This window comes from Variovorax paradoxus (genome assembly GCF_009755665.1).
GTDB lineage: Bacteria > Pseudomonadota > Gammaproteobacteria > Burkholderiales > Burkholderiaceae_C > Variovorax > Variovorax paradoxus_G.
This window is the reverse complement of record NZ_CP046622.1, coordinates 3884588-3909456: the sequence shown is the minus strand read 5'-3', so window position 1 is coordinate 3909456 and position 24869 is coordinate 3884588. Positions and strand designations below refer to the sequence as shown.

Sequence of the window (24869 nt, the reverse complement as noted above, 5' to 3'; positions counted from 1 at the left end):
GTAGCGCAATGGCGGCCGGACAACTATCTTGAGAACTACATCCATGAGCAAAGCCGAATCACCGCAAGAGTCATCGGCCCCTGCCGCATCACGCCGGCCCGTCATGCGGCTGCTGGAGCAACTGGGCCGCAAGGGCACGCTGCGCATCTTGTGGGAGCTGCGCGATGGCCTGCCGCAGAGCTTCAGGGCCTTGCGTGTGAGCACGGGGGACATGTCGCCTTCGGTGCTGAACGACCGGCTCAAGGAACTGCGCGCGGGCGGCATCGTCGCGCTGGCCGATGCGGGCTACGTGCTCACCGAATCGGGCGGTGAACTCGTCAAGCGGCTCAAGCCGCTGAACCAATGGGCCGACCGTTGGTTCGAGGCGCCCGAACAAAACTAACATCGCGTATTCACGTCCACCAGCGCTTCGGTCCATGTCCGCTACGTCTCTCCTGCTGCAACTCATCGTCATCCTGAGCACCGCGCGCATCTGCGGCTGGGTGCTCCGCCACGTGGGCCAGCCGAGTGTGGTCGGGGAAATGGCGGCCGGCCTCATGCTGGGGCCGGTGGTCATGGGGGCGCTGTTCCCTTCGTTGCATGCGCAGCTTTTCTCCAAGAGCCACCTCGAGGGGCTCTCGTCGCTCTCGACGGTGGGGCTGGTGCTGTTCATGTTCGTGGTCGGGCTCGAACTGCGGGCCGCGCAAGGCGTGCGCGCGCAGCTGAAGGCCGCCGGCTATGTGGGTGCGCTCAGCATTGCGGTGCCAATGGTGCTGGGCATTGCGATCTCGCCGGCCTTGCATCCGTCGCTGGCGCCCGCGGGCGTGGGCTTCTGGCCGTTTGCGTTGTTCATGGCGGCGGCGCTTTCGATCACTGCTTTTCCCGTCATGGCGCGCATCCTGAAAGATCGCGGCCTCACGCGCACGCCGTTCGGCCAGCTCTCGTTGAGCGCGGCGGCCGTGGTCGATGTGTTCGCGTGGATCTTGCTGGCGCTGGTGGTGGCGCTGGCCGGCGCGGGGGAGGGCTACACCGGCCTGCTCAAGACCACCGCCGGTGTGGTGGTGCTGCTGGCCGTGCTGTTCTTCGGCATGAAGCCGGCCTTTGCGTGGCTGCTGCGCACGCGCGCACCCAACGGCGAGCCTTCGACCACCATGATGGCCTCGCTGATGATCGGCCTGCTGGTGTGCGCACTGGCAACCGAGTGGCTGCACCTGCACGCCGTGTTCGGCGCTTTCCTGTTCGGCGCCTGCCTGCCGCGTGACGACCGTTTGCTGAACTCGCTCACCGAGCGCATCGAGCCGATTTCCATCGTGGTGCTGATGCCGCTGTTCTTCGCGCTGGCGGGGCTGGGCACCACCGCCAATGCCTTTACGGGAGCTAGCGTGGGCGCGATGCTGCTGATCGTCGGCGTCGCCACCATCGGCAAGCTGGCCGGTGGCGCCATCGGCGCGCGCATGGCGGGCTACGGATGGCGCGACAGCCTTGCCACCGGTTCGCTCATGAATGCGCGCGGGCTGATGGAGCTCATCGTGATGAAGATCGGCCTGGACGCCGGCCTGATCGGCCCCGAGCTCTTCACCATGCTGCTGGTGATGGCGCTGGTGACCACCGCGATGACGGGGCCGCTGATCAACGTGGTGATGGGCCGCACCAAGGCGCCTGCCGCCGCATCGGACGAAACACCGGCTCGCGCAAAGCCCTAGTCAACAGCGGGTGCGGCCCAGCAGGCGGGCTCAAGGCCAGGAACGGTCTTCGAGCACGTAGCCGCTGCCGCGCACCGTGTGCAGCAGCTTCGGGTCGAAAGGGTCGTCGATCTTGGCGCGCAGCCTGCGAATGGCGACTTCGAGCACGTTGGTGTCGCTGTCGAGCGTGCTGTCCCACACCTCTTCGGCGAGCGTGCTGCGCGAGACGATATGCCCCCTGTTGCGCAGCAGCACCGCCAGCAGCGTGAACTCCTTTGCCGTGAGCTCGATGCGCTGGTGGTTGCGAGCGCATTTGCGGCTGGCGAGGTCGAGCTCCAGATCGGCCAGGCGGAATGTGGTGGACTCGTTCGGCTTGCCGCGTTGCAGCAGGGCTCGCACGCGCGCCAGCAGCTCCGGCAGCGTGAAGGGCTTCACCAGGTAATCGTCTGCGCCTTGCCGCAGGCCGTTCACGCGGTCTTCGACCTTGTCGCGCGCCGTGAGCACCAGCACGGGCACGGTGCCGGTACGCCGTATGGCGCGCAGCACCGCAAAGCCGTCGGCGCCGGGAAGCACCGCGTCGAGAAGGATCAGCGCGTAGTCGTGCTCCGCGGAGAGGTAGCGGCCCTTGGCGCCATCGCGCGCAATGTCGACTGCGTACCCGTTCTGCTCCAGGCCCTTCTTCAGTTGATCGCCGAGCTGGGGCTCGCCCTCAATGACCAGAATTCGCATCGACCGATGTTAGTTGGGAGGTGAGTGGGGGCGGAGTGCGAAGCTGTCCTTCGAACGACGAACTGGGCGCCGGCCCCGTGTCACACATTGCGCTGTGGGCCTGCGGTTCGAAGGGGCAATGCAGGAGCCGTGCCACTTGGCGCGCTTACGCGGTTGCAGGCCGTTGTCTTGTCGCCTCGCCCACCGGCGGGACGTCGATTCCACCTGGTTTTTCGGCCCCGGTGTCACAAACCATTCCCGCCGGACGTCTTGCTTGAAAGGACGTCCAAGGGGGCGTTCCCTGGACTGCCTTTCACAAGGAATCAACCATGAAGATCGTCATCATCGGGGGCTCCGGCCTCATCGGCTCCAAGCTCGCCGCGCGGCTGCGCGACGCCGGCCACCAAGTCGTCGCCGCCTCGCCCTCCACGGGCGTCGACACGCTCACCGGCGAGGGGCTGAAAGAGGCCCTGGCGGGTGCACAGGTTGTGGTCGACGTGGCGAACTCGCCTTCGTTCGAGGACGAGGCTGTGCTGCGCTTCTTCGAGACCTCGGGCCGCAACCTGCTCGCGGCCGAGGCCGAAGCCGGCGTGGCCCACCACATCGCGCTCTCGGTCGTCGGCACAGATCGGCTGCTGGCCAGCGGCTATTTCCGCGCCAAGCAAGCGCAGGAGGACTTGATCGAAGCCTCGCCCGTGCCCTACACGATCGTGCAGGCGACGCAGTTCTTCGAGTTCCTGGGCGGCATTGCCAATGCGGGCGGCGCGGGCGGTGAAATTCGCTTGTCGCACGCGCTGGTGCAGCCGATTGCGGCGGAAGACGTGGCTGCCGCGCTGGCCGACATCGTGAACGAGCCGCCAGCCGGTGGTCGCGTGGAGATCGCAGGGCCCGAGGCCGTGCCGCTCGACGACCTGGTGCGGCGTTTTCTTGCAGCGACGGGTGACGCCCGGCAGGTCGTGACCGATGCCGAGGCGGCTTACTTCGGCGTGCGCCTCGATGACCGCTCTCTTACGCCGGCTGCCGGTGCTCGTCTGGCGCCGACCGGCTTCGAGGCCTGGGTCCGGCAGCGCCGGAAGGCTTGACCCAGTTCGCTCGGCGCCTAGCCCGCGGGCCGGATGGCCGACTTCGGCCGAAAGGCCTTGCACACCGTATCGTCCGTTTCCAGATACGGGCCGCCGATCAGGTCGATGCAGTAGGGCACCGCGGCAAAGATGCCCGGCACGAGCTGCTTGCCGTCGGCATCCTTCAGCCCTTCGAGCGTTTCCGAAATCGACTTCGGCTGCCCCGGCAGATTGATGATCAGGCTCTTGTCGCGAATGACCGCCACCTGCCGCGACAGGATGGCCGTGGGCACGAAGCGCAGGCTGATCTGGCGCATTTGCTCGCCGAAGCCGGGCATTTCCTTGTGGGCCACGGCCAGCGTGGCTTCAGGCGTGACGTCGCGCAAGGCCGGGCCCGTGCCGCCGGTGGTCAGCACCAGCGAGCAGCCGGCGTCCACCAGCTCGATGAGCGTGGCGCTGATGAGGGCGGCTTCGTCGGGAATGAGCCGCGCTTCGAAATCGATCGGGTTCTTCAACGCACGGCCGAGCCATTCCTTCAGCGAAGGCAGGCCCTTGTCTTCGTAGGTGCCGCTGGAGGCGCGGTCGCTGATGGAGACGATGCCGATGCGGATGGAATCAGGTGTGCTCATGGTGTTGCTCCTTCCCCTTCCGGGGGAAGGTTGGGATGGGGGCAGCCAGGGTGCCCGATGGATGCGCCGCTTGCCCCCACCCCGGCCCTCCCCCGGGAGGGGAGGGAGAAATACAGGTGGTTCACGCGTCGTCTTCCCGGTCTTGCGCCGCCGCGGCGGCTGCGTGGTCGCTACCGCCATGCACCGCCAGCTGCGCGCGCACCAGCTGAAAGATCTCGCGGTACGCCTTGCCCTGTCGCGGCGCTTCGCCCGGCGGGCCGGCTTTCAGGTCCTTGCGGGCCTGGCGCACCAGCGCGCGCAGCTGCTGCGAATCGGTGCCGGGGTGGGTTTCGATCCACCCGCCCAGTGCGTCGTCGTCGGCAATCAGCCGGTCGCGCCAGCGCTCGGCCTCGTGCAGGGCGGCGGCTTCGGCTGCGGGCACGGTGTTCTGTTCGGCCAGGGCCTGCTTCACGGCTTCCAGCACTTCGGGTTCGAGCTTGCGCATCAGCTTGCCGATGAACTGCATCTGGCGGCGCTTGCCTTCGAAATTGGTGATGCGCTTGGCTTCGGCCACGGCATCGATCAGCTTTTCGTCCAGCGGCAGCGCGTCGAACAGGCCGGCGCGCAGGCCGAGCAGTTCGGTGCCGAGCTTTTGCAGTTCGTCGCTTTCGCGCTTCAGGTCGGTGCGGCTGGCTTCGTCGGTGCCCTTGAGCTCGCGCTTGAGCTCCAGGTCGAGCTCGCTGCCTTCGGCAACGAACTGGCCACGGACGAAATAGCCTTTTTTGGGTTTGCGGGACATGGGGTGGATTCTGGGCCGCGCCGTGCGGCCTTGCAACGCGTGCAATGCACAGGGGCGAGCCGGGGGAAACGGAAAATAGGGGGCGCAAGTATCATAGCCACCACATGACGACATCTTCCTCGCGCGCCGATTCCGGCTTCGCCTACAGCCGCTCCTTCTTCGAAAACCTGGTCGACACGGCCCTGGCCCACGCCAAAAAGCTCGGTGCAACCGATGCCGGCGCCGAGGCCTCCGAGGGCTGCGGCCTCAGTGTCTCGGTCCGCAAGGGCGAGCTCGAAAACGTCGAGCGCAACCGCGACAAGTCGCTGGGCATCACGGTGTACGTGGGCCACCGCCGCGGCAACGCCAGCACTTCCGATTTTTCGGAGGCGGCCATTGCCCAGACGGTGCAGGCGGCCTACGACATTGCCCGCTTCACGGCCGAAGACCCGGTGAGCGGCCTTCCCGACGAGGAAGACATTGCCAAGGACCACCCCGAGCTCGACCTGTTCCATCCCTGGGACGTGACGAGCGAGCAGGCCGCCAGGCTGGCGCTCGAATGCGAAGAGGCGGCGCTTTCGACCGACAAGCGCATTACCAACAGCGAAGGCGCGGGCGTTTCGGCGCAGCAGAGCCACTTCTTCAGCGCCCACACGCACGGCTTCCGCGGCGGCTACGCCAGCTCGCGGCATTCGATTTCGGTTGCACCCATCGCCGGCAAGGGCGACGACATGCAGCGCGACTCCTGGTACAGCTCCATGCGCTCGGCCGACGAGCTGGCCAGTCCGCAAGCCGTGGGCCGCTACGCCGCCGAGCGGGCGCTGAGCCGGCTCAAGTCGCGCAAGATCAAGACCACCGAATGCCCGGTGCTGTTCGAGTCGCCTCTGGCCGTGGGCCTTTTGGGCGGGCTGGTGCAGGCCGTGAGCGGCGGAGCGCTGTACCGCAAGAGCACCTTCCTGCTCGACTCGCTCGGCAAGCCGGTGCTGCCCAAGCATGTCGACGTGGCCGAAGACCCGCACATTCCGCGCGGCAAGGGCAGCTCGCCGTTCGACGACGAAGGCGTGATTACCCGTGCGCGCAAGGTGGTGGATGCCGGCCGGCTCGAAGGCTACTTCCTGTCGACCTATTCGGCCCGCAAGCTCGGCATGAAGACCACCGGCAACGCCGGCGGCTCGCACAACCTCACGTTGAGCTCGCGCCTCACCAAGGCTGGCGACGACCTCGACGCCATGCTCGCCAAACTCGGCACCGGCCTCTTCGTGATCGAGCTGATGGGGCAGGGCGTGAACTACGTGACCGGCGACTACTCGCGCGGCGCCAGCGGCTTCTGGGTCGAGAAGGGCCGCATCGCCTTTCCGGTGCAGGAGATCACGATTGCCGGCAACCTGAAGGACATGCTGATGGGCATCGAGGCCATTGGCGCCGACGCCTACACCTTCGGTGCCAAGACCACGGGTTCCGTCCTGGTCAACCGCATGAAGGTGGCCGGCAGCTGAGGCTGGCGGCCGCCTTTCTCGCTCAGACGATCCGGACCGAAAGGTTCGGCAGCCCGTCGATGTGGATCTCGATCACGTCGCCGCGCACCACCGGGCCCACGTTCTCCGGCGTGCCCGAATAGATGATGTCGCCGGGCATCAGCTCGAAAGCCTGCGAAAGGCGGCTGATCTGCTCGGCCACCGACCAGATCATGTGCTTGAGCGTGGCGTTCTGCTTGGTCTGCCCGTTGACCTTGAGCCAGATCGCCCCGTCGGTGTAGTGCCCCACCTTGGCCACCGGATGGATCGGGCCGATGGGCGCCGAATGGTCGAAGCTCTTGCCGATTTCCCAGGGCTTTTTCTGGTCGCCCATTTCGCGCTGCAGGTCGCGGCGGGTCATGTCCAGGCCGAGCGAGTAGCCATAGACCAGGCCTAGCGCATCCGCGGGCGCGACGTTGCGGCCGCCCTTGGCAAGTGCCACGACCAGCTCCACCTCGTAGTGATAGTTCTTGGTGAGCGTCGGGTACGGATGGTCGGCCACGGTGCCGGGCATCACGACCTGGATCGCATCCGCCGGCTTCTGGAAGAAGAACGGCGGCTCGCGGGTCGGGTCGGAACCCATTTCTCGCGCGTGGGCCGCATAGTTGCGGCCGATGCAGTAGATGCGCCGCACCGGAAACGCCTGCTCGCTGCCGACGATCGGAACCGTGGTCTGTGCGACGGTGAAGGGCGTTTGCGGCGCGCGCGATGCGCCGGCCGGCAGGGCGCAACCGGCAACTGCGCCGGCCGCCATGGCGGCAGAGCCGGCCAGCAGGCCGCGTCGTGAACTGGACATGATCTTTGTCTCCTGGATCTTTTGGTGAGCGATGAAAGCCGGCCGGGCCGGCTGGATCATTCTGGAACGCGCTGCCGCCGCGCTACCGCACGCATCTACGCAAAAACAGGACGCAAGCAACACCGCCGCCGCTCGGCGGCCCCGGGGCAAAGGCTTACCATCGCGCCATGTCGGCCCTTCAATCCAGCCTTCGCCTCTACGGCATGCAGGAGCGCGCGAACCACCTCGACTTCGACATCCGCTTCGAAGGCGCGCGGGACGTGCTGGCACGGCCGCACCGGCATGAGTATTTCCAGATTCAGGTGAGCATCCACGGCGGCTCGCAGCAGGTGGTGGGCGGCGCGGTGCGCCCGTTTACTGCCGGGCACCTGAGCTTTGTGCTGCCTTACCGTGTGCACGTGGTGCCGCACCCGCCCGGCGCCCGCTACGCCATCGTGAACTTCGACCAGGGGTTCCTCTGGCCCGAGCTGCCGGTCGAGGCGCTCGATCTTGAAGAGGTGCCCGTGTCGCGCCAGCCCGAGCTCGCGCCCTTCCTGTTCCAGGAGTACATGGACTTTCATTTCGGCGACGCCGATTTCGCGCGCATCCTCGGCTGGCTCGAAGAGCTTGCCGTGCTCAACCGCGAGCGGCGCTTCGGCAGCGTGGGCGCGATCCGCGGCATTCTGCTGCAGCTGATGGGGCTCGCCTGCGACCGGCACGAGGCCCAGCTGCTCGCGCAGGCCGCGCTGCAGAGCGGCCGCAGCTCGACCGGCGATGCGCTGCAGCGCGTGATGCGCTATGTGCGCGAGCACCTGGCCGAGGAAATGTCGCTCAACGATGCCGCCGCGGCGGCCATGCTGTCCCCCAACTACCTTGCACACCTGCTCAAGAAGCAGACCCACCGCACCTTCACCGAACTGGTGACCGAGCGCCGGCTGGAGCGCGCGAAGGAATTGCTGCTGACCTCGAACGCCCGCATCGCCGACGTCGCGCGGCAATGCGGCTTTGGCGATGCGGTTTACTTCAGCCGCCGGTTCAGGCTGCGCAACGGCGTTACGCCGCGGCAGTTTCGCAGCCAGGCCGATGCCGGGCTGGCCAAGGCGCCAGGGCCGGACAGGCAAGCAAGCCACCCCCGAGAGACGCCATGAGCAGACACCACACCACGCGAAAGCCAGAACTCGAACATGAACTGATGCGCGATCCGCGGCTCGGATTCGAGCCGGCGGGCGGGAGCTCCGTGCGCTGCCTGCAGCACGGCGTGCCGTGGCCATTCGACTGCTGGCATTACCACGACGAGTACGAGCTGCAGATCATCAATTGCAGCAGCGGCGATGCCTATGTCGGCAACCACATCGGACGCTTCGAGCCCGGCTACGTGGCGCTTGTGGGCGGGCGCCTGCCGCACACCTGGATTTCGGACGGCGTGCCGCCCGAGGGCATTGCCGACCGCAGCATGGTCATTCATTTTCGCGACGAGCCGTTGCGCAAGGGCGTGGGATTGTTCCCCGAGCTGGAAGCGGTGCTGCCGATGCTCGAGCGCGCGAAGCTCGGCGTCGAGTTCTTCGGTATGGGCGAGCGTGTGCGGGAGCGCTTTGCGCGTGTTCAGGCGCAGGAGGGCCTGGCCCGGCTCTCGGAGTTCATCGGCCTGCTGCACGAGCTCGCGAACTGGGAGGACTACCGCCAGATTTCGAGTGCCGCCGGCCCGCTGGGCGAAGACCCGAGCGCAAACTCGCGCATGCGCCGCGTGCTCGATTACCTCGACCAACACCTCACCGAAGACCTTTCGCTGCCGGCCGTGTGTGCGGTGGCCAACATGGCCGAAAGCAGCTTCTCGCGCTACTTTCACAAGCACATGGGCAGCACCTTCACCGACTTCGTCACCCGTCTGCGCATTTCGAAGGCCTGCGAGATGCTGCAAGTGTCGGACCGGCTGGTGAGCGACATCTGTTATGAGGTGGGTTTTTCGAACCTCGCCAATTTCAACCGGCGTTTTCTTCAGCTCAAGGGCATGACACCCTCCGCCTACCGGCAGCAGGCGCAAGACCGGTTCGGACTTCGTACGGCGCAGAACACGCCGGTTGCTGCTGCGGCGGCTTGAAAATGCGGTGTCCATGAAAGAAGACCCTCAGCCCCCGCCACGCCCGCGCATCTACCTCGCTGGGCCGGACGTCTTTCGCCCCGACGCCCGTGACCACTTTGTGCGGCTTGCGGCGGCATGCGAGGCACTGGGGCTTGCGGCGCTGCTGCCGGCCGACGGCAATGAGGAGCTGAGTGCCGAAGCACCCGAGAAGCGCATCTACGAGGCGAACATGCTGCGTCTTCGCTGTGCCGACGGCGTGGTGGCCAATCTGGCGAGCTTTCGTGGCCTGGAGCCTGATTCGGGCACGGTGTTCGAAGTCGGCGCCGCGGTGGCGCTCGGCATTCCCGTCGTGGCCTATGGCGTTCCGGAAGGCAGCTATGCGGACCGCGCCAGGTCCGCCTTGCCGTGCGCGCTCGATTCGGCCGGCGTGCTGCGCGAAAACGGCAGCGGCATTGCGGTGGAGGACTTCGGACAGCCGCTGAACCTCATGCTGGCCTGCTCGATCCACATTGCGCCGACGCCCGAGGCGGCGTTGTCGAAGATGGCGGAACTGCTCGCCTGATACAACCCTGACCCCCGGCAAAACCCCGAGCCGGCTGGTCATAAAAATACCAGTCAACCGGTCTGCGTGTACGCGGCGCCGGGCATCGGCTGCATACGCTTCGTCCCTCCTGCTTCTGCCGTCCACTCGCCGGCAAGTTGCCGGCAATCCACAACAAGCCACTAGGAGACGAACGATGTCGACTCGAACCACACGCCGCATCACGGCCGGCGCCATGCTGCTGGCAGCGCTGGCCACCTGGGGCCAGGCACAGGCCCAGGTCTGCAAGGAAGACGTGCGCGTGCTGTCGCAGCCCCGCGACGGCCTGACCCTGCTCGAAAAGTACAAGGACGAGTTCAAGAGCCTGAGCGGCGCCTCCTTCAGCATCGACAACCTCAACGAAAACGACCGCCGCACCAAGACGCGCGCCGATGCTTCCACTGTCGGCAAGTACAACGTGTACTACGTCGACGAGGCCAACGTGCCGCTGTTCGCGCAGTCGAAATGGATCGCGCCGCTCGCCAGGTACTACCCTGCCGACTACGACTACGCGGACTTCGACCCCGGCCGGCAGAAGGTGGCCACCTTCGGCGGCGAGGTCTGGTTTGCGCCGCTCACCGGCGGCGGCGACCTGCTGGTGTACCGCAAGGACCTGCTCGAAAAGGCCGGCATCAAGCCACCGGCCACGCTGGAGGAGTTCGTCGCCGCCGCGAAGAAGCTCAACGACCCCGCCAGCGGGATCTACGGCGTGGCCTTGCGGGGCCAGCGCGGCTCGGGCGCCAACGTGTGGCGCTGGATGCCGTTCTTCCGCGGCAACGGCGGCCAGTGGTTCGACGGCGACAAGCCGGTGTTCAACTCGCCTGCGGCGGTGAAGGCCACGCAGACGTATCTCGAACTGTTCAAGTATTCGGCGCCGGGCACAAAGACCGGCGGATGGGACGAGTCCACGGGCGCATTCCTGGCCGGCAAGGTGGCGATGCTGATCGAATCGACACCGCTGGCGGGCAATGCGCTCGACCCGAAGATGTCCACCGTGATCGGCAAGGTTGCCTACCTGCCGCCGCCTTCGCCGCTGACGGGCGGCGGCTACGGCCACGGGCTGGCCATCGGCACCAAGGCCAACAAGACCGAAGAGGCGAAGAAGTGCGCGGGCCTGTTCATCGCCTGGGCCACCTCCAAGAAGAACGAGCAGCGTCGGCTTGCCGAAGGCCAGTTCGGCGAGCTGAACCGCACCAGCGTGCTCGGCAGCCCCGAGTTCGCCAAGCGCTATGGCGCCGACCTGGGCAAGGCGCTGGCGGACACCGGCAAGCTCACGGCGGTGAACTTCTGGCAGGACGCGGCCTGGCCCGACCTGGGCGACCGCTGGGGAATCATTCTCGAAGAGCTGATCACCGGCTCGCGCAGCGACATCAAGGGCGGGCTGGATGAACTCGACGCCTACGCCAAGCAGCTGATCGCGCGACGCAAGAAGTGAAGAAGACAAGGCGCAACAAGACAAGGCTTCCGGCCGTCTTCATCGGGCCGGGGCTGCTGGTGCTGGCCGTTCTGGCGCTGGTGCCCACGCTGTTTGCCATCGTCATCTCGCTGCAGGACCGTGAGCTGGGGCAGGCCGATTCGAGCTGGGTGTGGTTGTCGAACTATGTCCAGCTGTTTTCCGACCGGCGCTTCCTGAACTCGGTGGGGGTGTCGCTGACGTGGGAAGTGCTGACCGTCAGCGCCACCATGGGCTTGGCCGTGCTGCTTGGCGTGCTGCTCTTTCAATGCGCGACACCGCGCTGGCGCAACGTGCTCTCGATGCTGTTCATCGTGCCGGTGCTGCTGCCGCGCGTGTCGGCCGCCTTCGTATGGAAGTTTGCCTTCCATCCGTTGTTCGGCCTTTTGACCTGGCCGTACAAGGCCATTACCGGCGAGCCGCTGGACCTGCTTGCCAGCCCGGTGACGGCGCTGCTGACCGTGGCTTTCGTGGACGTGTGGCAGTGGGGGCTGTTCTTTGCCGTCATCGTGCTCAAGCTGCTCGAAACGCTGCCGCCGCAGCCTTTCGAGGCCGCGCGCATGGACCACGCGAAGACGTGGGAGGTCTACGCCTACGTGGCGTTGCCGATGCTGAAGGCGCCGCTCATCAGCCTGGCCTTCGTGAAGATGGTCGAGTCGCTGCGCGCGTTCGATCTGATCTACGTGATGACGCGCGGCGGCCCCGGCATCTCCACCGAAACGCTGGACATGTATGCCTTCTCGCAGGGCTTCATCGAGTCGGGCCGCATTTCGTACGCGTCGAGCATGGCGGTGCTGATGATGGTCGCCTCGACCGTGGCATTCACCTACATCTGGAAATGGACACGACCCTCGTGAACAAGAAGAAGCCGTTCTCCCTTGGCACGCTGCTTGCGCGCCTGGTGCTGGTGGGCGCGGGGCTCTCCGCACTGGTGCCGGTGCTGTGGACGTTCATCAACTCGTTCAAGAACCGGGTGGACATCGTCTCGGCGGTACCCAAGTTCATTTTCACGCCGACACTCGAAAACTACCTCTACGTGCTCGGCCGCGATTCCGTGGCCAGCGGGTTGGTCAACTCGCTGGTGGTGGTCGGCTCGGCTGTGGTCATTGGCGCGGTGCTGGGGCTGCCTGCCGCCTATGCGCTGGCGCGCTACCCGCTGCGCTGGGCCAACGACATCCAGTTCTTCGTGTTGTCGATGCGGTTCCTGCCGCCGGTTGCCGTCGCCATTCCGCTGATGGTGATCTGGCTGCAGCTGGAGCTGTACGACACCCGCATTGCGCTCATCGTGACCTACACGCTGCTCACGCTCTCGACCGTGATCTGGCTCGCAATCCCGGCCTTCAAGGCGGTGCCCAAGGAGGTGGAGGAGGCCGGCAGGGTCGACGGCTACGGGCCTTACGCCATCTTCTTTCGCGTGTCGCTGCCGATTGCCGCTCGCTCGCTGATCGGCGCCATCGCCTTCGGCTTCGTGCTGGTGTGGAACGAGTTTCTCATTGCGCTGATGCTCACCACCTCGGACGCCAAGACACTGCCCATCGTCGCCTCGGAGCTCAGCCAACTGGGGCGCGACGTGCCCTGGGGCATTCTGAATGCCTCCGTCATCCTGCTGTCGCTGCCGCCGCTGTTGATGGTCGGGGTGCTCAGCGGCTTTCTCAACGCCGCGTTCAAGCGCAAGCGGGACGGCGCATGAGCCGGGCCGATCAACTTTCCGGAAGGCAGACCATGTCCGCGATCAGCTGCAACAACATCATCAAGCGCTACGGCGACACGCAGGTCGTGCACCAGTTCGACCTGGAAGTGTCGGACAACGAGTTCGTCGTGTTCCTCGGGCCTTCGGGCTGCGGCAAGTCGACCATCCTGCGCATGCTGGCGGGGCTGGAAGAAATCAGCGATGGCGACCTGCTGATCGGCGGCCGGCGCGTGAACGACCTGCCGCCGCAGGAGCGCGGCATTGCCATGGTGTTCCAGAACTACGCGCTCTATCCGCACATGACGGTGCGCGACAACATCGCCTTCGGCCTCAAGCGCCTGAAGGTGCCCAAGGCCGAGATCGACAGCCGCATCAAGGAGGTGTCCGACACGCTGGGGCTGGAGCGCTACCTGCAGCGCAAGCCGGCGGAACTTTCGGGCGGCCAGCAGCAACGCGTGGCAATTGCGCGCGCCATGATCAAGACGCCCAAGGTCTTCCTGTTCGACGAGCCGCTGTCGAACCTCGATGCCAAGCTGCGCAACCACATGCGCATCGAAATCGCCCGGCTGCACCAGGCATTGAAGACCACCACCGTGTACGTGACGCATGACCAGCACGAGGCGATGACGCTCGCCGACCGCATCGTGCTGCTTCGCGACGGAAGCATCGAGCAGGTGGGCTCGCCCAAGGAGATTTTCGAACGCCCGCGCTCGGCCTTCGTGGCCGGCTTCATCGGCACACCGCCAATGAACCTCGTCGAGGTGTCGGTCAGGGACCTTGGCGGGCGCTGCGAACTGAGCGGCCGGGGCGGCAGCGTGCAGGTGGATGCGCGCCGCTTCGCGCTCGAAGGCCGCGAGCGCGTGACCCTGGGGGTGCGCCCCGCGCACCTGCAGGTGGACACGAACGGCGGGCGCAATGGCTGTTTTTCCGGCGAGGTACAGCTCATCGAATATCTCGGCAACGAAGTGCTGGTGAGCTTTGGCGCGGATGGCGGCGAAATTTCCGCCCTGATGCCCTCGGCCCAGGGGCCGCGGCTGCGCGAGCGCGTCAGCTTCGTGCCCGACCCGTTGCAGGTGCACCTGTTCGATGTTGAAACCGGCGCCTCGCTGCTGCGCGCCGACACGCCCTTGCACTGAAACCCTCAAGCACACCCTTAGCGAAAGATCGACATGAGAGCACTTGTTCTGGAAAAGGCGCGCGAACTCACGCTGCGCGACGTCGAGGTTCCCCTGCACGTGGGGCCGCGCGACGTAAAGATCCGCATGCACACCGTGGGCGTCTGCGGCAGCGATGTTCATTACTACCAGCACGGAGGCATCGGCCCCTACACGGTCGATGAGCCGATGATCCTCGGCCACGAAGCCTCAGGCGTGGTGGCCGAAGTGGGGGCCGAAGTCACGCACCTGAAGCCCGGCGACCGCGTGTGCATGGAGCCCGGCATTCCGCAGATGGACTCGCGCGCAACGCGCGAAGGCATCTACAACCTCGATCCGGCCGTGCGCTTCTGGGCCACGCCGCCCATCCACGGTTGTCTCACGCCGTTCGTCGTGCATCCGGCCGCATTCACCTTTCGCCTGCCGGACAACGTGAGCTTTGGCGAAGGTGCCATCGTCGAGCCGCTGGCCATCGGCCTGCAGGCCGCGAAAAAGGCGGTGCTCAAGCCCGGCGACGTGGCGGTTGTCGTCGGTGCCGGCACCATCGGCGCCATGACGGCGCTGGCCGCGCTCGCGGGTGGTGCGGCGCGCGTGATCCTTGCCGATCTGGTTCCTGAGAAGCTGGCGCTGTTTGCCGGCAATCCCGCAGTGACCACGGTCAATGTGCGCGACACCGATCTTGCGGAAACCGTGAAGACGCTCACCGACGGCTGGGGCGCCAACGTGGTGTTCGAAGCCAGCGGCAGCACGCGCGCCTTCGACGGCATCTTCGACCTGCTGTGCCCCGGCGGGTGCCTGGTGCTGGTGGGCATTCCGCCCGCCAAGGTGGCCTTCGACATCGTCGCCATCCAGGCGAAGGAAGTGCGCATCGAATCTGTCTTTCGCTACGCCAACATCTTTCCGCGCGCGCTCGCGCTGATCGCCTCGGGGCAGGTGAACGTGAAACCGTTCATCTCGCGCACCTTCGTGTTCGAAGACGGTATCAAGGCCTTCGAGGAAGCCGCGGCGGGCAAGGCGACCGACGTGAAGATACAGATCGAGTTTCCCGAACCTGCTGCGGCGTGAGCCTGCGTCGGCCGCAAGTGAGGCAGCGATGCCGGTAGGGCGCGGTTACTTTGCCGCCGCGTTCTCGGGCGGTGCCAGCAAATGCTCCAGCATTCGACGCGCGTTGAGCGGCAGGTCTTCCGACGAGCGTACGCAGGCCATCAGCGTGCGCTCGGCCCACGCATCGCTCAGCCCGGCGCGCGCGATCTTCATCGAGCGGGAGCAGCGCACGGCGGCGGTCTGCGGCACGATGCCCACGCCGATGCCGTGCTCGACCATGCCGCACACTGCCTCGAAGTTGCGCACGCGCACGCGGTAGGCCAACTGCTTGCCCATGGCGCGGGCATGCTGGGTTACCAGCCGCTGCAGCGCGCTGTCCTCCGTCAGGCCGACGAATTCGCTGTCGGCCACCTCGGCGAGGTGCACGCGTCGCCGTCCGGCCAGCGCGTGCCCGCGCGGCATCACGAGCACGAGGTCGTCACGGCGGAACGCGTGGCACTCGAGGCCTTCGGTGCTGACCGCGTCGGAAACGATGCCGATGTCGCAGAGGCCCGCACGCAGCGCCTCCACAGAGTCGGGGCTGGGGCGCTCTTCCAGGTCGACCGAGATGCGCGGGTGCTGTGCGAGAAAGCGGCTCAGCACCTCGGGCAGGTGCTCGTTCAGCGCCGAGGTGCCGCACATGAACCGCACGTGGCCCTTGAGGCCCTGTCCGTACTCGCCAAGCTCGCCGCGCATGCGCTCCATCTGCTGCAGCACGACGCGCGCATGGTGCAGCAGCGTGCGGCCCGCCTCGGTGGGGCGCACGCCTTGCGCGTGCCGTGTGAGCAGCGGGCTGCCGAGCGCGTCTTCCATGCCGCGCACGCGTTGGCTGGCCGAAGCGAGCGTCATGTGCGAACGCTGTGCGCCGGCGGTGAGGCTGCCGGCTTCCACAACGTGAAGAAACAGCCGAAGGTCTGTGAGGTCGAATCGCATGGTGAGCCCGCAAGGTAGCACGGGAGCCTCAGTCTGTGCCTGAGGCCGGCTGCGCCAAAGCCGCATTTGCAGGCGCAGGCCCGGCCGGCAGACTGGGTATCGATGGAAATATCGAACCAACTGGCAGGCCAATGGCTTGCTGCCGCCGCTGTGTTTCTGCTGGCTGGCACGGTCAAGGGGGTGATCGGGCTGGGCCTGCCGACCGTGGCGATGGCGCTGCTCGCGCTCTGGATGCCGCCGGCCCAGGCGGCCGCCTTGCTGATAGTGCCGTCGCTCGTCACCAATATCTGGCAGACCGGGCCGCGTGCGACTTTCAAGCCGGTGCTGCGCCGCATCGGCGGCATGCAGGCCGGCATCGTGGCGGGCACCCTGGGTGGCGCGTTGTGGCTCGGCGTGCCCGGCGGCGCATGGGCGTCGGTGGCGCTCGGTGTGGCGCTGGTGGCCTATGCGCTATGGGGGCTCACGGGCCGGCAACTGCATGTGCCGCAGGGGCGTGAGCGCTGGCTCGGCCCTGTCGTGGGCGCGGCGACGGGCCTGGTCACCGCGGTGACGGGGGTGTTCGCGATGCCGGCCGTGCCTTACATGCAGGGGTTGGGGTTCCAGCGCGATGCGCTCATCCAGGCGATGGGCATTTCATTCACCACGTCGACCGTGGTGCTCGCCGTCGGGCTCGTGGGGAACGGGGAGTATCCGGTGTCGGCGCTCGGCGGGTCCATCGCGATGCTGCTGCCTGCCATTGGCGGCATGGCGCTGGGCACGTGGTTGCGCAAGCGGCTGCCGGTGGCGGTGTTCCGGCGCTGCTTTCTGGCCGGGCTGGCGCTGCTGGGGCTCTATATGGTGGCGCGCGCGCTGGGGTGAAGCTATTGCCGCCGCCGCCGCCGCGGCAGCGCAGCCTCAGGCCGCGAGCAGGGCTTCGCGGACGCGCTCGATGGCTTGCCGGTAGGGCAGGGTGAAGTTCTCGACGTCGTCGCCTTGCGCCAGCCAGCTGAACGAGAACACCAGGCCGTCTTCCTCCGGGCTGCCCATGGCCACGTGGTCGAAGGTTTCGGGCAGCGGGGCTTCGGCGCGCATCAGGAACAGGTGCCACAGCTGCGGATGGCGCAGCGTGTTGCCCTCGGTGCCGGCCTCGCAGTCGCGGTGCAACGTGCCGAGCGATTGCAGTTCGCCGACGTGGTCGATGCCCGATTCCTCGAGCAGTTCGCGGCGCACCGCCACCTCGGGCGACTCGCCGGGCTCGATGGTGCCCTTGGGCAACTGCATGTTCCCGTCGCCGGGATGGCGGAACACCAGCAGCCGGCCCCGTGCGTCGACAAGGCAGGCGCAGGCCTTCAGGACGGTGGTGGCGCAGCCGCCGTCGTTCATCAGGCGCCCGCGAGAGCGGCCTTGACCGCCGCGCTCACCTGGCCCATGTCGGCCTTGCCGGCGAGGCGGGTCTTGACCGCGCCCATCACCTTGCCCATGTCGCCGGGGCCCTTGGCGCCCAGCTCGGCCACGATGGCCTTGACCTCGGTGGCCACTTCGTCGGCGCTCATGCGCTGCGGCAGGTAGACCTCGAGCACCTTGATCTCGGCCGATTCCTTGTCGGCCAGGTCGGCGCGGCCGCCGGTGGTGAAGGCGGCAATCGAGTCCTTGCGCTGCTTGACCATCTTGTCGACGATGGCAACGATCATGGCGTCGTCGAGCTCCACGCGCTCGTCCACTTCCTTCTGCTTCAGGGCGGCCATCAGCAGGCGGATGGTGCCAAGGCGCTCCGAGTCCTTGGCGCGCATCGCGGTCTTCATGTCTTCGGTGATCTGTTCCTTGAGGCTCATGCTCGGGGCTCCTGGTTCGGAAAAAACAAAAGCCGCGGCAGGTTTCCCTGGCGCGGCTGAGGCAGCAATCGGGTCGCTGGGCCGACTTGCGTCAAAGGCCGGCGACCCTGTTGCCAACGGGCATCAGTACAGCTTCTTGGGGAGCTGCATGCTGCGCACGCGCTTGTAGTGGCGCTTGACGGCAGCTGCCTTCTTGCGCTTGCGCTCGGCGGTCGGCTTTTCGTAGAACTCGCGGGCACGCAGATCGGTCAGCAGGCCGAGCTTTTCGATGGTGCGCTTGAAGCGGCGCAGGGCGACGTCGAAAGGCTCGTTTTCTTTAACGCGGATGGTGGTCATTGATGATTCGTTGAACTGAATTTGGCTCGGGGAGATCGAGGCCCCAAGCCGGGGTTCCTCAACTGAAAAATTTTGCGGCCGTTGAGGGAAGGCCAAAGTTAGCCCGCGATTATAGCGCGGTTGCGCACGCATGTGCGCTCGCCCAGGCCCATTGAAAGTTGTATCCGCCCAACCAACCGGTGACATCGACCACTTCGCCGATGAAATAAAGGCCCGGCTGCTTCGATTCCATGGTCTGGGAAGACAAATCGCGGGTGTCGACACCGCCCGCCGTGACCTCGGCCTTTTTGTAGCCCTCGGTGCCGCTGGGGGTGATCTGCCAGCGGGCAATGCGCTCGGCCAGCGCTGTCAGCGCCTTGTCGGCGGCTTCGTTGACCGGGCGCTGCAGGGAGGGGTCTTGCCCGACCCAGGCGTCCGCCAGCCGGGAGGGCACCAGCGCCGCCAGTTCGTTGGCAATGCGCTTCTTCGAGCGGAGCTTGGCTTCGCCCAGGGCTTCGGCCACGTTCACCCCTGGCGCAAAGTCGAGCGTCAGCGGCGTTCCGGGCTTCCAGTAGCTCGAAATCTGCAGCACGGCCGGCCCCGAAAGCCCGCGGTGCGTGAACAGCAGGTCTTCGAGGAACGCCATCTTTTCCTTCTTGGCCCCGGTTTCGATGCGCACCGGCAGCGCCAGCCCGGCCAGTTCGGCGTACGGCGCCCAGGCCTCGCCGCCGAAGGTCAGCGGCACCAGGGCCGGGCGGGGGGTGACTACGCGCAGGCCGAACTGCTCGGCCAGGCGGTAGCCGAAATCGCTGGCACCGATCTGCGGAATCGACAGGCCACCGGTGGCGACCACCAGCTTGGGCGTTTCGATCGGGCCTTTGCTGCTATCGATTCGGTAGCTACCCGGGCCCACCGTACCGTCTTCAGCCGCCGAGAACGTGATTTTTCCGAGCTTGCAAGGCTGCCAGCGGGTGACATGGCCCGCATCGCACTCGGCCAGCAGCATGTCGACGATCTGCTGCGACGAACCGTCGCAGAACAGCTGCCCCTTGTGCTTCTCGTGAAAGGCAATGCCGTGCTTCTGCACCAGTTCGATGAACTGCTGCGGGGCATAGCGCGACAGCGCCGAGCGGCAGAAATTCGGGTTGTCGCCGATGAAGTGGCGCTGCGGGGCGCGTACGTCGAGGTCGCGGTTGGTGAAGTTGGCGCGGCCACCGCCCGAGATGCGGATCTTCTCGCCGACCTTCTCGCTGTGGTCGACCAGCAGCACCCTGAGCCCGCGCTGGCCCGCCAGCCCGGCGCAGAAGAGCCCGGCCGCACCCGCGCCGACCACGACGACATCGAACTGGAAAGGAGCGCTCAAATCGGTGCGAGGGAAATCAGGGGCCATCGGCCGCAAGAAGCGGCGGCGCGTTGTACTTCAGGTGCCCGACGTAGCGCAGCGGCTGCGTGGCGGCAATCGAGGGCACGTCGCCTTCGCGCATGTGCAGCAGGTCGGCCGGGCTCACCCAGCGCGGGTCGGCGTCGGTGATCGGCATGCCGGCCTGGCGGTAGGCTTCGAGCACAAATTGGGAGCAGAAGAACTGGTCGTCGCGGCTCGCGCCCAGCTGCACCATGGCCATGCCGCTGATGCAGTAGTGGCTCACGGCCGAAGGAATCAGCGGCAGCTCGCACAGGCGCCGGTTCAGCACGAACGGCGCGTTCAGCAGCACGCCGGTGGTGTTGTAGCGGGTGCCGACCTGCGAGTTGGCCCAGGCGCGGAGTTTTTCGACGCCCGTGGCTTCAAGTCCGGGCACGCGAAAGGCGACCACCATCTGTTCTTCGTCCACCACGTCGGCCACGGGCCGCGCACGCACGCCGGTGCCCACGGCTTCGGCAATCAGGCCGTCGCCCAGGTAAAGCACTGCATGGCTCACCGGCGAGAAGGTGCCCAGGCGAATGCCGAAGGAATTGACCGTTGCAATGGAGGTCAGCAGGATGTCGCCTGGCTGCAGCGCATCGGCGGCGATGAGCTCGCCCCCGTTGCCGGGCGCAATGACCGAGCTTTGCACGCGCAGGCGCAAGCTGGTGTCCTTGGAGGGCAGGTCGACCCGCGTGGCGCAGGCCGTAAGAAGCAGCGCCGCGGTGGCCGCCGCCATGAGAAGGGCGGTACGCATCATCCCTTCCAGACGAACGGGAACTTCAGCTGCTTGAAGAAGCCGTTGGGCACGTAGTCGCCCAGCACGCCGTATTTCTCGGGCCAGAGCTTGGTGCTCTTCACCGCGGTGCCGAAGATGTAGTCAAGAAAGGCGTAGTGCGCCGAATAGTTCTTGTCGAGCGCCTCCACGTCCTGGCTGTGGTGCCAGTGATGGAAGTTGGGCGTCACGATGATGTAGCGCAGCGGGCCCAGCCGAACGCTCACGTTGCAGTGGTTGAACACCGCCTGAAAGCCCACCACCACGATGTATGCGTCGATCACTTCCTTCGAAAAGCCGAACACGTAGATCGGCGCGAGCACCAGCGTGCGGGTGATCAGCAGCTCGAGAATGTGCTGGCGCGAGCCGGCCATCCAGTCCATGCTCTTCACGCTGTGGTGCACCGCGTGCAGGCGCCAGAGCACCGGCACCTCGTGGTAGGCGCGGTGGGTCCAGTACTGCACCAGGTCCGCCACCAGAATGATCAGCAGCAGCCCGGCCCAGAACGGCAGGTTGCCCACCCAGCCGCGAATGCCGTCGTTGGCGGCCCAGCCGAAGAACTTGTGCACCATCAGGTTGGTGGCCAGCAGCACGAAGCCCACGATCATGTGGTTCACCACAAAGTGATGAAAGTCGGTTTGCCATTCGGCGCGAAACACCGGCTGGTCCTTGCGCAACGCGAACAGCTTCTCGATGAAGATGAAGATCAGCGACGAGCCCAGCAGGTCGAGAATGAACCAGTCGAGGCCGATGTACGGGGTGTTGTCGGCAAAGTCGTTCACCGGCACCTTGTGCCCGCCCAGCAGCGCGGCCGCGGCCACCAGCAAAAACGCGGCCGACGAGAGCCAGCGCGAGCGGTTGAAGATGATGTTCACCAGCGCCAGCCCGCCCGAGATGACCATGGCTGCCAGCAGAATGAAGCGCATCACATCGACGTTGTAGCTGCGGCGCAACTCCGGCGTCGTGAGGTACTGCGGAAAGTGGAACGCCAGCACCCCCAGGAAGCACAGGATGCCCAGGCTCAGGGCGATGGTTCCCGTGACCAGGCCACGGCCGCGCTGCAGCTCGCCATGGTTCTGGGTGAATTCGTTGAGTTTGTCGATGTCGAGCATTCCCGCCTCTCTCTCGTTGTTTGCGCTTTTGTTGGAGCGCGATTTTAGGCGGCTGTAGGAAAAGGCCCACGTCCGCCAAAAGGTCTAGACGCGGTGCCGGTCTTCGGCGCTAGCGCGGCCGAACGGCACGCCGGCGCAGCAGCGCCGCCGCGCCCAGCGCCACGGCCATCACCAGCAGGGACACGACGGTGGTCACCGTGCCCAGCGCATAGATCGACGGCGTAGTGACGGTCGAGGTCAGGCCCTGCAGTTCGAGCGGCAGCGTGTTGACGTCGCCGATGGCCTGGGAGGTGCGTGCAATCTCGTCCCACGACAGGGTGAAGCCGAACATGCCGATGCCGACGATGGAAGGGCCGATCAGCGGCAGCACCACGTGGCGGAAGGTCTGCCAGGGCGTGGCACCGAGGTCGCGCGCGGCTTCTTCGTAGGCCGGGTTGAAGCGGTTGAACACCGCGAACATGATGAGCAGGCCGAAGGGCAGGGTCCAGGTCAGGTGGGCGCCAAGCGCGGAACTGAACAGGCCGAGCGCGGTGCCGTACCCTTCGAGCAGCGTGGTTGCGTCCATGGCCTCGAGCAGGCTCTTGACGCCAGTGTCGATGAGCCGGAACTGCAGGCCGATGCCGAGCGAAATGATGATCGACGGCATGATGAGGCTCGCCACCGTCACGAAGAAGAGGGCGTTGCTGCCGGCGAGCTTCTTGCGGAATGCGAGGCCGGCCAGCACCGAGAGCACCACGGTGAACGCCATCACCACCGCGCCCAGTGCGAGCGAGCGCCTGAACGCGGCGCCGATGTCGACGGTGCCCAGGCCCTCGGCCAGTTTGTAGAACCAGTGCAGAGAAACGCCGCGCAGGGGAAAGGTGAGGCCGCCTTCGGGGCCCTGGAAGCTCAGGATGAAGATCGTGATCATCGGGCCGTAGAGGAACAGCACGAAGAGGGCGAACACGATTGCCAGGGGCCAGAAGCCTGGGCTGCGTTGTTCTCCTATGCGTTGGCTCATTTGTGTTTTTCCTTCAGGGCGTGTGCAAAGGCCACCGGGTACTCCCCTCCGCGAATGTCCCCCGGCCTTCGGCCTCCTCCTTTATTTCGCTGCGGGGAGCACCCGATGCCCTGTGCACTGGTGCGCGCCCCGAGCAAGGCTCCTCACGCACAACGGAAGTAACGGAGAAGCAAGGCTTCATCTCAGAGTTCCTTGCGAATGTCGACAAGCCGGGTGAGCCCCCAGATGATCATCAGCACCACTGCCAGCAGAATCATCGCGTTGGCCGCAGCCAGCGGAAACTGCAGGTACGAGGTCTGTACCTGGATGATCTTGCCGATCGAGGCAATCTGCTGGCCACCCATCACGCCAATGGTCACGAAGTCGCCCATCACGATGGTGATGACGAAGATCGAGCCGATCAGGATGCCGGTGCGCGACAGCGGCACCACCACGTTCCACAGCGTCTGCCAGCCCGAGGCGCCTGCATCGCTGGCGGCTTCGAGCAGCGAACGGTCGATGCGCATCATGCTGTTGAAGATCGGCACGATCATGAACATCGTGTAGAGGTGCACAAAGGCGAGCACCACTGAAAAATCGGAGAACAGCAGCCACTCGACCGGCTGCTCGACCAGTCCGAGCCCGGTCAGCATCTGGTTGACCAGCCCATTGCGGCCCAAGAGCGGCACCCACGAAATCATCCGGATCACGTTCGAGGTCCAGAACGGCACCGTGCACAGCACGAACAGCACCGTCTGCATCGTCGACGAGCGCACGTGGAACGCCAGGAAGTAAGCCACTGAAAAACCGATGAGCAGCGTGATGCCCCACACCAGCAGGCAGAACTTGAAAGTGCTCAGGTAGGTGTTGAGCGTGACGCACAGGTCGCCGTTGTCGGTGAGCTGCGAGCAGCCCTCGAACAGGCTTGCGTAGTTGCGCAGCGTCACCGCCGGAATCAGCTCGTACTCGTTGAAGTTCCACAGGCTGACCATTGCGATCAGCGCCAGTGGAATCAAGAAGAACAGCAAGAACACCAGCGCGAACGGCGCCGCCTGCCACCACGCCTTGACGGCGTGGACGGACGGGCTGGGCGCGTGTGCGCTGGTGGTGGGAGCGCTCACAGGATCAGGCCGCGACGAACTCGTTCCATTTGCGGACCATGTACTCGTTTTCGTCCATGACCGCGTTCCAGCAGGCGATGCCGCCCATGCGCTGCTCGTAGCTGCCGCCGTCGCGCACCGCGCCGGCCTTGGCCAGCAGGTCCCCGTTCGGGCCCGTGATGTCTTGCGTGGCGGCCTTGCCTTCCATCCAGTAGGCCCACTCATAGGCTTCCATCTTGCCCTTGGCGGTGTCGAGCACGGCGCTGTAGTAGCCCTGGCGGTTGAGGTACGCGCCGGCCCAGCCATCGAGGAACCAGTTGATGAATTCATAGGCGCCGCCGAGCTTCTTGCCCGAGAGCGTGGCGGGCAGGCCAAAGCCGGCGGCCCAGGCGCGGTAGCCTTCCTTCAGCGGCTGGAAGTTGCAGGGAATGCCCTTGGTGCGCACGGCAGTAACCGCCGGCGACCACATCGACTGGATCACCACCTCGCCCGAAGCCATCAGGTTGACCGACTCGTTGAAGTCCTTCCACAGCGCACGGAACTGGCCGGCCTTCTTGGCTTCGATCAGGGTCTTGATCGTCAGGTCGATCTCGGCCTTGGTCATGTTGCCCTTGTCCTTGTACTTGTGGATGCCCTTGGCCTCCACCACCATCGCCGCGTCCATGATGCCGATCGACGGAATGTTCAAGATGGCTGCCTTGCCCTTGAACTCAGGGTTCAGCAGCTCGGCCCAGGAGCCGATCGGCCGCTTGATGAGGTCGGGGCGAATTCCCAGCGTGTCGGCGTTGTAGACCGTGGGGATGAGCGACATGAACTGCGTGGGCGCAGCGGCGAATTTCTTCGACTTCTCTCCTTCGAGGTAAATCACCTTCTTGGGCGCGGTGCCCTGGTCGCCCACCGCCTTGCCCGCAACCTCGCCCTTGGTGAAGAGCGTGGTGATCTTGTCGGCGTTCTTGATCTTCCTGGTGTCGATGCCCTTCAGGTTGCCGGTGGGCACGATCTTCTTGAGCGAGAAGAACTCGGTGTCGATCAGGTCGAAGCTGTTGGGTGCAGTCACGGCGCGCTTGGTCACGTCGTCGGTGGTCACGGCCACGTACTGGATCTCGATGCCCGTGTCGGCCTTGAACTTCTCAGCAATCGCCTTGTCCTGGTTCACCGCCGTGCCCAGGTAGCGCAGCACGATCTTTTCCTGTGCATGCACGAAGGGCGCGATGCCGGTCGCCAAAATACCGGCGGTGCCTTGCAGCAGGGTGCGGCGCTGGAGGCCGGCGGACGAGTCGATGGGATCGGTCATGGAAGA

27 protein-coding genes are annotated in these 24869 nt (G+C 65.9%); 13 read left to right on the top strand and 14 right to left on the bottom strand.

Going from position 1 to position 24869, the window contains the following annotated elements; genetic code table 11:
* Positions 1-43: 43 nt before the first annotated feature.
* Positions 44-382, top strand: coding sequence for a winged helix-turn-helix transcriptional regulator (locus tag GOQ09_RS18195; RefSeq protein WP_157614792.1), 339 nt, complete (start codon positions 44-46; stop codon positions 380-382).
* Positions 383-416: 34 nt separating this feature from the next.
* Positions 417-1682 carry a cation:proton antiporter gene (locus GOQ09_RS18190; protein ID WP_157614791.1) on the top strand — a complete coding sequence of 422 codons (1266 nt, stop codon included), beginning with the start codon at positions 417-419 and terminating at the stop codon, positions 1680-1682.
* A gap of 30 nt (positions 1683-1712) precedes the next feature.
* On the opposite strand, the gene GOQ09_RS18185 is transcribed toward GOQ09_RS18190, so the two are convergent.
* Positions 1713-2390, bottom strand: a complete 678-nt coding sequence (locus tag GOQ09_RS18185; RefSeq protein ID WP_157614790.1) for a heavy metal response regulator transcription factor — start codon at positions 2388-2390, stop codon at positions 1713-1715.
* 308 nt (positions 2391-2698) lie between these two features.
* Here GOQ09_RS18185 and GOQ09_RS18180 point away from each other — a divergent pair, with 308 nt between their 5' ends.
* Positions 2699-3451 carry an SDR family oxidoreductase gene (locus GOQ09_RS18180; protein ID WP_157614789.1) on the top strand — a complete coding sequence of 251 codons (753 nt, stop codon included), beginning with the start codon at positions 2699-2701 and terminating at the stop codon, positions 3449-3451.
* A 17-nt stretch (positions 3452-3468) separates the two neighbouring features.
* Here GOQ09_RS18180 and mog read toward each other — a convergent pair whose 3' ends face one another.
* The gene (mog, locus tag GOQ09_RS18175; RefSeq protein WP_157614788.1) at positions 3469-4059 is read right to left on the bottom strand and encodes a molybdopterin adenylyltransferase; all 591 of its coding nucleotides are present in this window, start codon (positions 4057-4059) and stop codon (positions 3469-3471) included.
* 121 nt (positions 4060-4180) lie between these two features.
* Entirely contained in the window at positions 4181-4837 is a 657-nt protein-coding gene (gene yjgA / locus GOQ09_RS18170) for a ribosome biogenesis factor YjgA (RefSeq protein WP_157614787.1), read from the bottom strand.
* Positions 4838-4941: 104 nt separating this feature from the next.
* Between yjgA and pmbA the strand changes: the two genes are divergently transcribed.
* Positions 4942-6312, top strand: a complete 1371-nt coding sequence (gene pmbA, locus GOQ09_RS18165; RefSeq protein WP_157614786.1) for a metalloprotease PmbA — start codon at positions 4942-4944, stop codon at positions 6310-6312.
* A 22-nt stretch (positions 6313-6334) separates the two neighbouring features.
* Here the strand turns inward: pmbA and GOQ09_RS18160 are convergent, their stop codons facing one another.
* The gene (locus tag GOQ09_RS18160; RefSeq protein WP_157614785.1) at positions 6335-7126 is read right to left on the bottom strand and encodes a fumarylacetoacetate hydrolase family protein; all 792 of its coding nucleotides are present in this window, start codon (positions 7124-7126) and stop codon (positions 6335-6337) included.
* Between the two features lie 203 nt (positions 7127-7329).
* Here GOQ09_RS18160 and GOQ09_RS18155 point away from each other — a divergent pair, with 203 nt between their 5' ends.
* From GOQ09_RS18155 to GOQ09_RS18120, 8 genes are all read left to right on the top strand, one after another.
* Positions 7330-8253, top strand: a complete 924-nt coding sequence (locus GOQ09_RS18155) for a helix-turn-helix transcriptional regulator (protein ID WP_157616757.1) — start codon at positions 7330-7332, stop codon at positions 8251-8253.
* Entirely contained in the window at positions 8250-9203 is a 954-nt protein-coding gene (locus GOQ09_RS18150; RefSeq protein WP_157614784.1) for a helix-turn-helix domain-containing protein, read from the top strand. The genes GOQ09_RS18155 and GOQ09_RS18150 overlap by 4 nt, the downstream gene beginning before the upstream one ends.
* Positions 9204-9216: 13 nt before the next feature.
* Positions 9217-9747, top strand: coding sequence for a nucleoside 2-deoxyribosyltransferase (locus tag GOQ09_RS18145; protein WP_157614783.1), 531 nt, complete (start codon positions 9217-9219; stop codon positions 9745-9747).
* 175 nt (positions 9748-9922) lie between these two features.
* Entirely contained in the window at positions 9923-11200 is a 1278-nt protein-coding gene (locus GOQ09_RS18140) for an ABC transporter substrate-binding protein (RefSeq protein WP_157614782.1), read from the top strand.
* Complete coding sequence (locus tag GOQ09_RS18135; protein ID WP_157614781.1) at positions 11197-12075, top strand: carbohydrate ABC transporter permease; 879 nt, start codon at positions 11197-11199, stop codon at positions 12073-12075. Before GOQ09_RS18140 ends, GOQ09_RS18135 begins: the two co-directional genes overlap by 4 nt.
* The gene (locus GOQ09_RS18130; RefSeq protein ID WP_157614780.1) at positions 12057-12908 is read left to right on the top strand and encodes a carbohydrate ABC transporter permease; all 852 of its coding nucleotides are present in this window, start codon (positions 12057-12059) and stop codon (positions 12906-12908) included. The genes GOQ09_RS18135 and GOQ09_RS18130 overlap by 19 nt, the downstream gene beginning before the upstream one ends.
* Before the next feature lie 32 nt (positions 12909-12940).
* A complete protein-coding gene (locus tag GOQ09_RS18125; protein ID WP_157614779.1) occupies positions 12941-14044 on the top strand; it encodes an ABC transporter ATP-binding protein in 1104 nt (367 codons plus the stop codon).
* 33 nt (positions 14045-14077) lie between these two features.
* Positions 14078-15127 (top strand): NAD(P)-dependent alcohol dehydrogenase, encoded by a 1050-nt coding sequence (locus tag GOQ09_RS18120; protein WP_157614778.1) that lies wholly within the window; start codon positions 14078-14080, stop codon positions 15125-15127.
* 45 nt (positions 15128-15172) lie between these two features.
* Here GOQ09_RS18120 and GOQ09_RS18115 read toward each other — a convergent pair whose 3' ends face one another.
* Entirely contained in the window at positions 15173-16078 is a 906-nt protein-coding gene (locus GOQ09_RS18115; protein WP_157614777.1) for a LysR family transcriptional regulator, read from the bottom strand.
* A gap of 102 nt (positions 16079-16180) precedes the next feature.
* Here GOQ09_RS18115 and GOQ09_RS18110 point away from each other — a divergent pair, with 102 nt between their 5' ends.
* Positions 16181-16936 (top strand): sulfite exporter TauE/SafE family protein, encoded by a 756-nt coding sequence (locus tag GOQ09_RS18110; RefSeq protein WP_157614776.1) that lies wholly within the window; start codon positions 16181-16183, stop codon positions 16934-16936.
* Positions 16937-16972: 36 nt separating this feature from the next.
* On the opposite strand, the gene GOQ09_RS18105 is transcribed toward GOQ09_RS18110, so the two are convergent.
* The 9 genes from GOQ09_RS18105 to GOQ09_RS18065 form a co-directional block, all read right to left on the bottom strand.
* On the bottom strand, positions 16973-17440 hold the full coding sequence (locus GOQ09_RS18105; RefSeq protein WP_157614775.1) for an NUDIX domain-containing protein: 468 nt from the start codon (positions 17438-17440) through the stop codon (positions 16973-16975).
* On the bottom strand, positions 17440-17889 hold the full coding sequence (locus tag GOQ09_RS18100) for a GatB/YqeY domain-containing protein (protein ID WP_157614774.1): 450 nt from the start codon (positions 17887-17889) through the stop codon (positions 17440-17442). Before GOQ09_RS18100 ends, GOQ09_RS18105 begins: the two co-directional genes overlap by 1 nt.
* Before the next feature lie 123 nt (positions 17890-18012).
* Entirely contained in the window at positions 18013-18225 is a 213-nt protein-coding gene (gene rpsU, locus GOQ09_RS18095; RefSeq protein WP_007833691.1) for a 30S ribosomal protein S21, read from the bottom strand.
* Between the two features lie 109 nt (positions 18226-18334).
* Positions 18335-19594, bottom strand: a complete 1260-nt coding sequence (locus GOQ09_RS18090; RefSeq protein ID WP_157614773.1) for an NAD(P)/FAD-dependent oxidoreductase — start codon at positions 19592-19594, stop codon at positions 18335-18337.
* Positions 19584-20363, bottom strand: a complete 780-nt coding sequence (locus GOQ09_RS18085; RefSeq protein WP_157614772.1) for a YaeF family permuted papain-like enzyme — start codon at positions 20361-20363, stop codon at positions 19584-19586. Before GOQ09_RS18085 ends, GOQ09_RS18090 begins: the two co-directional genes overlap by 11 nt.
* Positions 20360-21490 (bottom strand): sterol desaturase family protein, encoded by a 1131-nt coding sequence (locus GOQ09_RS18080; protein ID WP_157614771.1) that lies wholly within the window; start codon positions 21488-21490, stop codon positions 20360-20362. Before GOQ09_RS18080 ends, GOQ09_RS18085 begins: the two co-directional genes overlap by 4 nt.
* A 109-nt stretch (positions 21491-21599) precedes the next feature.
* Positions 21600-22490: an ABC transporter permease gene (locus tag GOQ09_RS18075; RefSeq protein WP_157614770.1), complete on the bottom strand. Its 891-nt coding sequence runs from the start codon at positions 22488-22490 to the stop codon at positions 21600-21602.
* A gap of 182 nt (positions 22491-22672) precedes the next feature.
* A complete protein-coding gene (locus tag GOQ09_RS18070) occupies positions 22673-23590 on the bottom strand; it encodes an ABC transporter permease (RefSeq protein ID WP_157614769.1) in 918 nt (305 codons plus the stop codon).
* 4 nt (positions 23591-23594) lie between these two features.
* Positions 23595-24863 (bottom strand): ABC transporter substrate-binding protein, encoded by a 1269-nt coding sequence (locus GOQ09_RS18065; protein ID WP_157614768.1) that lies wholly within the window; start codon positions 24861-24863, stop codon positions 23595-23597.
* Positions 24864-24869: the final 6 nt, after the last annotated feature.